A 9,150-nucleotide genomic window follows, 5' to 3' on the forward strand; every position below is an offset into this window, starting at 1 on the left:
TGACAAGAGCTAATAAAGTGCCTATCATCTCCACCTGTTAGCACTCTCCAAGAACGAGTGCCAGCGCGTGTCGGAGATGGTTTAAAAATGCCTCTAGCTCATTGGGATCCGGTGCGCGAGCTTCTCTCGCTCCAGGACCGCATGAATCGGCTCATCGATCAAACGCTCTCGCGCAGCCATGCCGAGGGCGAGCTCTCCACCACGGGAGCCTGGTCCCCCGCCGTCGACCTCTACGAGTCGGAATCGAGCCTCATCTTGAAGGCGGAGCTCCCCGAGGTCGAGCAGAAGGACATTCATCTCAGCGTCGACGACGACCGCATCACCCTTCGCGGCGAACGCCGACTGAAAGAGCAGGTCACGGAGAAGCAGTTTCTTCGCATGGAACGTTCCTACGGGCCGTTCAATCGGACGTTCGCGCTGCCGGCGAGCGTCGACGCCGACCGGGTGACGGCCGAATTCAAGCGTGGTGTTCTGACGGTCACGCTTCCGAAGCAGGAAAGCGAGAAGAGCCGTCAGATTCCCATTGGTTGAGTCATTCAAGGAGGAGTGAACCCAAATGAAAATCAAACCTATCAAGGACAATATCGTCGTGAAGAGAATCGACGAGGAGGAAGAGAAGAAGATCGGATCGATCATCGTTCCCGATAGCGCCAAGGAAAAGCCGCTGACGGCCGAGGTCATCGCCGTCGGCTCCGGCAAAGTTTTGAAGGACGGAAAGAAAGTACCGCTCGAAGTCAAAGTCGGCGACAGAGTGCTCGTCGGAAAGTACTCGGGCTCGGAAATCAAACTCGATGGCACAGAGTACCTCATCCTCCGAGAGGACGAAGTACTCGGGGTCGTCGAATAACTCGAGAGAAAGGGCAATAAGAGATGGCAAAACAGATCGTTTACCATGAGGATGCGCGACAGGCGATCCTTCGTGGCGTGAACCAACTCGCCCACGCGGTGCGAGTGACGCTGGGTCCCAAGGGCCGAAACGTGGTACTGGAGAAGAAATTCGGCTCGCCGGTGGTGACCAAGGACGGAGTCACCGTGGCGAAGGAGATCGAACTCGAGGATCCCATCGAGAACCTCGGGGCCAAGATGGTGCGGGAAGTGGCTTCGAAGACTTCGGACGTGGCCGGAGATGGAACGACGACGGCGACGGTGCTCGCCCAGTCGATCTTCCGCGAGGGTCTGAAGAACGTCGCCGCCGGCTCCAACCCCATGGAGCTGAAGCGTGGCATCGATCGTGCCGTCGAGACGATGGTGGAAGAGATCAAGAAGATCTCGAAGCCGGTCAAAGGCAAGATGATCGCTCAGGTGGGAACCATCTCGGCGAACGGGGACGAGACCATCGGAAGCATCATCGCCGAAGCCATGGAAAAGGTCGGCAAGGACGGCGTGATCCAGGTCGAGGAGGCGCGAACGCTCGAGACGAGTCTCGATATCGTCGAGGGCATGCAGTTCGACCGCGGCTATCTGTCTCCTTACTTCGTGACGGATCCCGAGCGGATGGAGTGCGTCCTGGAGGACGCTCTCGTGCTCGTCCACGAAAAGAAGGTCTCGAACATGAAGGACCTCCTCCCCGTCCTGGAGAAGGTCGCCCAATCGGGAAAACCGCTGCTCATCGTCGCCGAGGACGTCGAGGGTGAGGCGCTGGCGACGCTCGTCGTGAACAAGCTTCGTGGAACGCTGAAAGCGGCGGCGGTGAAAGCTCCTGGTTTCGGAGATCGGCGCAAGGCCATGATGGAGGACATCGCCATCCTGACGGGCGGCAAGGCGATCTTCGAGGATCTCGGCATCAAGCTCGAGAATCTTCAAATGCAGGACCTCGGGAAGGCTAAGAAGGTGATCATCACCAAGGAAGACACCACCGTCGTCGAAGGCGCGGGGAAGAAGTCCGACATCGAGGGTCGCATCAAGCAGATTCGCAACCAGATCGAAGAGACCACGTCGGATTACGACCGTGAGAAGCTCCAGGAACGCCTGGCGAAGCTCGTCGGCGGCGTAGCGCTCATCAAGGTCGGTGCGGCGACCGAGACCGAGATGAAGGAGAAGAAGGCCCGGGTCGAGGATGCGATGCATGCTACCAAGGCCGCTGCCGAGGAAGGCATCGTGCCTGGCGGCGGCGTCGCTCTGTTGCGCGCCGGCGGAGTCCTCAAGAAGCTCCAGAAAGACAGCAGCCTGAGCGACGACGAGCGCATCGGCGTCGGCATCGTCGCCCGTGCGGTCGAGGAGCCCATGCGCTGGATCGCGCAGAATGCTGGCGCGGAAGGCTCCATCGTGGTCAACAAGGTGCGAGAGCTCGAGGATGAACAGGGCTTCAACGCTCAGAAGGGCAAGTACGAGAACCTGGTCAACTCGGGCGTCATCGATCCGACGAAAGTCGTTCGCTACGCGCTCCAGAACGCGAGCTCGATCGCCGGACTCATGCTGACGACGGAAGCCCTCGTAGCCGAGCTTCCCGAAAAGGAAGAGAAGAAGGGCGGCGGCGGCGGCATGCCTCCGGGCATGGGAGACATGGGAGACTACTAACCAAACTTCCGAAAAGACGCCCCGGTTGCCTCGTGCGACCGGGGCTTTTTTTTCGAGACCGCGTGACCGGCCAGTGTTTGTCGCCACGCGGGGGCCTCTGGATGTGAATTCGGCGCTCTGAAGCCAGAAGTGCCGTCTGGCCATCCCCCGGATTCTTTGCCAGAATATTATCAATGGCCTCCTTCAGCAGGTTGGCCCTTCCCGAGGGCATTCCGGTTCGAGTGAGCAACTTCGTTACCACCGGGAATGGCAGAATCATGAATCTTTCGGCCTCGGGTGCCTACGTTGCGACTGACCTGTTTCTCCTCCCTCAGGCGCGCGTTCGCCTTCAGGTCGTCCTGCACGAAGAAAAGCGATGGATCGAGACCGACGCGGTCGTCGTCTGGGAGAATCGTGCTTCCAGCAAGCGGCCTAACGGGCTTCCGGCCGGCTATGGCGTACGATTCGTCAACCTCGACGCTGACTCCGAAGCCGTGATTTCGCGAGTGCTGGGGCTCGAGATCTCCCAACCGGAAGCCTCGAGTGAGACCTCCGAGCCCTTCGACGCGACACCATCGCCGTCCCCGGTGGACCTCGGCGGGATGGCGGACGAGCCGGACGTTCCCCCGTTTCCTCTTCGGAGGGAAGTCGTTGTCCAGAAGGCCGACGAGCTTCCCGGTGTGTTCGTCCTTTCGTACGATCGCACTCAAGAGGCCCGTGTCGGCCGAACCGATACCGACCTGCAAGCGGCGCTCAGCTCTTTGATCGGAATGTACGCTTACTTCTATGCCGAGGTCATCGAAAAAGACGACGAACGCTACCTGCGGGAGTGCGAGCTCTACCACCTGCTCGGCGGCGACCGCGGCCAGCTCGACAACACCGATCATCCGACTCCCCCACCGAACGTCGACATCCGCTGCCCGGCATGCGTCAAGGAACGCGTCCACTGACCCAGCCTGCTCTCCGATAGTTTCCCGCTTGGCGGAGACTCGTCCTCGAGGCCCACGCAAACGCCTCCGCGCTAGAATGCCACGATGCACCTCACGGCATCACTCTCGATCGTGGCACTCCTCTTCGCCGGTGAGGATTGGCCTCAATGGCGAGGGCCGAATCGCGACGGCTTGTCCCGTGAGACGGGACTCGTATCCGCCTGGCCTCCAGCCGGTCCTCCACTCGTCTGGACGGCGCGGGGTCTCGGCACCGGCTACTCGACCGTTACCGTGTCCGGAGGCCGCATCTTTACGCTCGGCGCTTCCCGTGACCGGGAGTACGTCATTGCGCTCGACGAACGAACCGGCAAGGAGCTTTGGCGCGCGCGGAACGGGGCCCGCTACCCGAACAACCGGGGTGACGGGCCTCGGGGAGCGCCTACCGTCGACGGGGATCGCGTCTACGCGCTGGGCGGAGAAGGAGATCTATCCTGTATCGATGCTGTCTCGGGAAAGGTCATCTGGCACGTCAACCTGCTGGAACGGTTTCGCGCGGGGAACATCAGCTGGGGGATCAGCGAATCCCCCCTGGTGCTCGAGGATCGGGTACTGGTAAACGCCGGTGGACGTAACGCCTCGATCGTCGCTCTCGACAAGGACGATGGATCGGTTCTCTGGACGAGCGAGAGCGATGAGGCAGGGTATTCGTCGGCGGTCATTGCAACGATCCGCGGCGTGCGGCAGGCGGTCTTCTTCACCGGCGAGCGCGCTCTCGGCGTTCGCGTCGACGATGGAACGCTTCTGTGGAGCTACCGGCGGGTCTCGAATCGCACGGCGAACATCGCGACACCGATCGTCAAGGGGAACCACGTCTTCGTCTCGTCGGACTACGGAACCGGCTGCGCCCTTCTCGAGATCGAAGGGGGCCCGGGGGGCATGACGGCACGGGAGGTCTACTTCAATCGGGACATGAAGAACCACCATAGCAGCTCGGTCCTCGTCGGCGACACGCTCTACGGCTTTTCGAGCAGCATCCTCACCGCACTCGACTTCGCCAGCGGAGAAGTCTTGTGGCGCGACCGGAGCGTGGGAAAGGGCTCGCTCGTCTACGCCGATGGCCACCTGTATGCATTCAGCGAGGACGGTGTGGTCGGGCTCATCGAGGCGAACCGGGAAGAGTATCGCGAGAAGGGACGATTCGAGCTCCCGGCGCGCTCTTCGTTACCGAGCTGGTCTCACCCGGTCATATCGGACGGCCGGCTCTATCTGCGAGATCAAGACACGCTCTTTGCTTACCGCATAGCCCCATAACAAAACGCTTACCGACGCGGCACTCCGGCAACGCGGGTTGCGGAGTTGCAACGATCGCGCCTGCCTTTCCAGAGAAAACCCGCAGCTGCCCTTCGTAGTCGATCTGGCACGGCTCGTGCTCGACCCCAAAAGCGAAAGGAGGCTCCCATGTGGTTTCGAGGCCTCGTCGCAATCTGTCTCATCGGGTTTCTGCTCCAGACCGTCGTCGTGCTCTCCCGGTTCGGCTATCTCGGCTTTTTCGAGACCGCGACTTCGAACGCCGTCGTCCTGCAGTTCTTCGTCGACTTGATCCTCTGCTTGAGTCTGGTCGCGCTCTGGATCTATCGCGACGCCCGGAAGCTCGGCCTCTCTCCGTGGCCCTTCATCCTCATCGGCGGACTCTTCGGTGTCGCGGGACCGCTCGCCTACCTGCTCAAACGTCCACGCGTCGCCAAGGAAGGGGGCGAGACCGAATTTGTCATCTCCCCCCTGATCGCCGGCTTGGCTCTCGCGCTGTTCACGGCGTTCACGCTCGTCGTCCTCGCGCGCCACGGCTACGTGACGTTCGCCTTCTACGCAGGGGCGAACGAAGCAACCGAGCTTCTGTTCATCGATCTCGCACTCAGCACTCTTTTCGTAACCGTGCTCTTGGTGCGGGACGCACGTGCGGTCGGTGGGTCTTTCTTGCCCTTTCTCCCGCTCGCTTTCTTCTTCGGCGCGATCTCCCCTCTTCTCTATCTCACGACACGTCGTTTCCCGCGCCGGATCCAGAGGCTCGCCGGATCGGGCGCCATCCCTCTCGCGGCTTTCGCGATGACGCTCGGAGCCGGTCACGCCGATCTTCGTAATGCCGCGGTTCGGAGCTCGGACCGAGAGTCCGAACGCCGCGGCCGCGAGCGCCTGGAACGGCTCGCGGATAGACACGGGCTTTCGGCGTTCCTTGGGCACGTCACCATGGAGACGGTCGCGCGGGACCTGTGGCCCTCGGGTTCCGCCTGGTGGCCCGAGAACGAGCAACGCTTCCGTGCCCAGGCGCTCCTCGGCACGTTCACCTCGCGCGTGGAGCTCCTGGACGGTCCGGCTGAAGGCGAGCTCTGGGGCCTTCAAGCCTGGGCGCCGTACAAGAGAAAGCGCTCCGAAGCGACACTGACGTATCTCGAGGAAGACGACGGCGCCCTCACCTTCTACCTGCCGACGCTTCAGTACTTCAACGAGCTTCCCTTCCGTCTGCTGAACGCGACCGTCGTGCGGTACGGCGGAACGGTGCGTCACCGCGGCCGTCGCTACGACCTGGTCTTCGTCACCTGGGGGCGGCCCGAGCCCCAGCCCGATCTCGATCAATACGTGTTGTGGATCGACCGCGAGACGGGGCTTCTCACCAAGGCCCGCTACACGGTAAGGGAGGCCGTGCCGCGCATGCCGCCGAGCCAACAAGAGCTGTTCCGTCCTCTCGTGGCGGGAACCATCCACTTCGAGAACTACCGGGAGATCGCGGGTGTTCAAGTTCCCTTCACACAGACGATCACGCTCCCGCCCCCAGAGCTCACGCGTTACCCCCTCTCGGAGCACTTCTTTCACCGGCTCACGATCGAGGAAGCGGCATTCGACACCGTTTCTCGTGAGGACCTCGTTCCCGATCCGTCCCGTGGAGAGCCAGGGGACCGAAAGCCTGCCGAGTGACTAAAATGCACCACATGAGGGGAAAGAGATGGACTTTCGCCGCTGCGGCATTCGGTCTCGGACTTCTCTACACCGGGGTGCTGGCAATCATGGGGGTCGAGGTGCGCGTTGGAGGGCGAGACGTCGCCCTTCCCGTCGCGGCGGCGACCGAGCTCGCTTTCGGCCTTTTCGGCTTCATGCTTGGAACGAGCGCGGAATCGCGGGAATCGGAGCGGAAGCTTGCGGCGCTTCAGTCGCGGCTGCTGCACGCCGAGAAGCTCGCGGCCGTGGGCCAGCTGGCGAGCCGGATCGCCCACGAAGTACGAAATCCTCTCGCGATCGTACGCTCCATGATCCAAAACCTGGGCGAAGGGGCATCACCTGCTCCCGAAGACGTCGGAGCGACCTGCCGGCAAGTCATCGACGAAATCGATCGTCTCGATCGGGTGACGTCGTCACTGGTGGGGCTGAGCCGCCCGCACGCGCCTCGCTTGTCACCGATCGCCGCTCCCGAGCTCTTGTCCCGCGTCGAATGGCTTTCCCGTCGGTTCCTCGAAGGCCGGCGCGTTTCGCTGCGCGTCTCGCATCCCATCGACAACACGACGAATAGAGTGCGTGCCGATCCCGACCTCGCTTGCCAGGTGCTCCTCGGCCTCGTCGCCAACGCCGCCGACATCACCGAGCATGCGAAAACGAGCACGAGCACCATCGAGCTCGGCTGGCGCGAAGCCCCGAACGAGATCGTTTTCCACGTCAGAGACCAAGGTCCGGGCGTTCCCGACGAGATGCGGGAACGCATCTTCGATCCGTTCTTCACGACCAAGACCGAGGGAACCGGCCTCGGTCTCGCGGTCGCGCGAGAGCTCGCCGAAGTCCAGGGCGGGGCGCTCGTGCTCGAGGAGAGCACGGGCCAGTTCACTAGCTTCGCGCTTCACCTCCCCCGGGCGTGAGCATCGAACGTGAGCACGGGAGCGCGCGTTCTCATCGTCGATGACGAGCCCAAGATGGCCCGCGCCATCGCCTCGGCGCTGGAACGCGCCGGACACGAAGCGATCGTCTGCGAGGACGCGGAAACGGCGCTCGCCGACGCGCTCCACCGTGGTGCCGACGCCGTCGTGACCGATTGGCGGATGGAAGGCATGGACGGGATGGAGCTCCTGAGACGAATCCAGGCATCGCGCCCGGAAACGCCCGTAATCCTCGTCACCGCCTACGGTGACGTTCCCTCGGCCGTCGCGGCGATGCGGGAGGGAGCTTTCGATTACGTGACCAAGCCCTTCGACAACGAGGAGCTTCGAGAGATCGTAGCGCGCGCGCTCGAGCTCACGAGGCTCAGGCGCGAGAATCAGGAGCTGAGACGCGAGCTGTCCGGCCACGACGCCGATATCGTCGCCGATAGCGCCTCCATGAAAGCGGTGCTCGGGTTGGTGGAGCGGGCAGCCCCTTCGAGCGCACCGGTTCTGATCCTGGGGGAGAGTGGCACGGGAAAGGAGCTTGTGGCACGCCGAATTCACTTCGGAAGCCGCCGCGTCGGCCGTCCGTACGTGGCCGTGAACTGCAAAGCGCTTGCAGAAAGCGTCCTTGAAAGCGAGCTCTTCGGCCATGAACGAGGGGCTTTCACCGGCGCCGTTTCCGCCCGTGCGGGCTGCTTCGAGCGCGCCGACGGCGGGACGTTGTTTCTCGACGAGATCGGCGAGGTGTCGGTCTCCTTTCAAGCCAAGATCCTGCGCGCTGTCCAGGAGGGAGAGATCCAGCGCGTCGGCGGGAACCGAACCATTTATGTCAATGTCCGCATCGTAGCCGCGACGAACCGTGATCTCGACAAGGACGTCTCCGAGGGGCGGTTTCGAGAAGATCTCTTCTTCCGTCTCAACGTAATTCCCGTTCGGATCCCGCCCCTGCGCGAACGCAAAGACGACGTGCTGCCCCTGGCACGCCATTTCCTATCGATACAGGCTCGCACGAGCGGACGGCTTCTCCGGCTGAGCGATGCCGCGGAGAAAGCCCTCGTGAGTCATTCGTGGCCGGGGAACGTCCGCGAGCTCGCGAACGCGATCGAGCGAGCCTCGGTGCTCACCCGAACGGACGAGCTTCGAGCCGAAGACCTCTTGCTCGTGTCGGGCGCCTTGGAGAGCGTAGCACGAGACGAAGGAGGCTCGTCGGAAACGCTTCAGGAGTGCCTCGATCGCGCCGCGGCCGAGAGGATTCGGGAAGCGCTCGAAGCCACCGGCGGTCGCAGGGCGGAAGCCGCGGCACGCCTCGGTATCGAGCGCACGACGCTCTTCCGCTGGATGAAGCGCCTCGGCGTCTAGAGTGCTCAGTGCCGTGGCGGGACCCGCGATCGCCCGGCCGCCACGGCTCGGCCTTTGCGGCGCTTCGCGCCGATCTCGCGGCAGAGGTCTTGGCCACCGCTCGGCAGGCTGGGCTGTACTTTTTCATCAGCCTGCTGAACCGGCGCGGCCCAATTCGCTCCGGACACTCACGCACGGGTTCGCAGCCACTGCTCGATCTCGACGCGATGAGCCTCGTCGTGCTCGACCATCATGTGAGGAAGATCGCAAAGCATGATGGCCCCGACCCCTTCTTGGACACCACGTCGCTCCCATTCCGACGGGCCGATCTCCTGAATGGCCCGAAGGCTGGATTCCCTGGCGTTCCGAAACGCTTCGATTCCAGCCAGCAGCGATTTCCTCTGATACTGCCGCTCGGCCGCGACTCGATCGCCGTCGAAATCCGGCAACTGCGGCATGAGCTCATCTCGGAGCCGCCGAATCCG

9 protein-coding genes are annotated in these 9,150 nt (G+C 62.9%); 8 read left to right on the plus strand and 1 reads right to left on the minus strand.

Translation table 11 applies throughout. From position 1 onward, the window contains the following. Window positions 1–87: 87 nt before the first annotated feature. The 8 genes from VEK15_04055 to VEK15_04090 all read left to right on the plus strand — a co-directional run bounded on the left by VEK15_04055 (window position 88) and on the right by VEK15_04090 (window position 8,686). Window positions 88–531 carry an Hsp20/alpha crystallin family protein gene (locus VEK15_04055; protein HXV59844.1) on the plus strand — a complete coding sequence of 148 codons (444 nt, stop codon included), beginning with the start codon at window positions 88–90 and terminating at the stop codon, window positions 529–531. A gap of 25 nt (window positions 532–556) precedes the next feature. After that, entirely contained in the window at window positions 557–847 is a 291-nt protein-coding gene (locus VEK15_04060) for a co-chaperone GroES (GenBank protein HXV59845.1), read from the plus strand. A gap of 23 nt (window positions 848–870) precedes the next feature. Then, the gene (groL, locus tag VEK15_04065) at window positions 871–2,517 is read left to right on the plus strand and encodes a chaperonin GroEL (protein HXV59846.1); all 1,647 of its coding nucleotides are present in this window, start codon (window positions 871–873) and stop codon (window positions 2,515–2,517) included. 173 nt (window positions 2,518–2,690) lie between these two features. After that, complete coding sequence (locus tag VEK15_04070; GenBank protein ID HXV59847.1) at window positions 2,691–3,446, plus strand: PilZ domain-containing protein; 756 nt, start codon at window positions 2,691–2,693, stop codon at window positions 3,444–3,446. Between the two features lie 84 nt (window positions 3,447–3,530). Further along, complete coding sequence (locus VEK15_04075) at window positions 3,531–4,736, plus strand: PQQ-binding-like beta-propeller repeat protein (GenBank protein ID HXV59848.1); 1,206 nt, start codon at window positions 3,531–3,533, stop codon at window positions 4,734–4,736. 147 nt (window positions 4,737–4,883) lie between these two features. Further along, window positions 4,884–6,395: a hypothetical protein gene (locus tag VEK15_04080; protein ID HXV59849.1), complete on the plus strand. Its 1,512-nt coding sequence runs from the start codon at window positions 4,884–4,886 to the stop codon at window positions 6,393–6,395. A 14-nt stretch (window positions 6,396–6,409) separates the two neighbouring features. Beyond that, window positions 6,410–7,324, plus strand: a complete 915-nt coding sequence (locus VEK15_04085; protein HXV59850.1) for an ATP-binding protein — start codon at window positions 6,410–6,412, stop codon at window positions 7,322–7,324. A 9-nt stretch (window positions 7,325–7,333) separates the two neighbouring features. Continuing rightward, a complete protein-coding gene (locus VEK15_04090; protein HXV59851.1) occupies window positions 7,334–8,686 on the plus strand; it encodes a sigma-54 dependent transcriptional regulator in 1,353 nt (450 codons plus the stop codon). 167 nt (window positions 8,687–8,853) lie between these two features. On the opposite strand, the gene VEK15_04095 is transcribed toward VEK15_04090, so the two are convergent. Next, a partial coding sequence (locus tag VEK15_04095) for a hypothetical protein (GenBank protein ID HXV59852.1) occupies window positions 8,854–9,150 on the minus strand: 297 nt, incomplete at its 5' end.

The sequence above is a fragment of the Vicinamibacteria bacterium genome (assembly GCA_035620555.1).
GTDB lineage: Bacteria > Acidobacteriota > Vicinamibacteria > Marinacidobacterales > SMYC01 > DASPGQ01.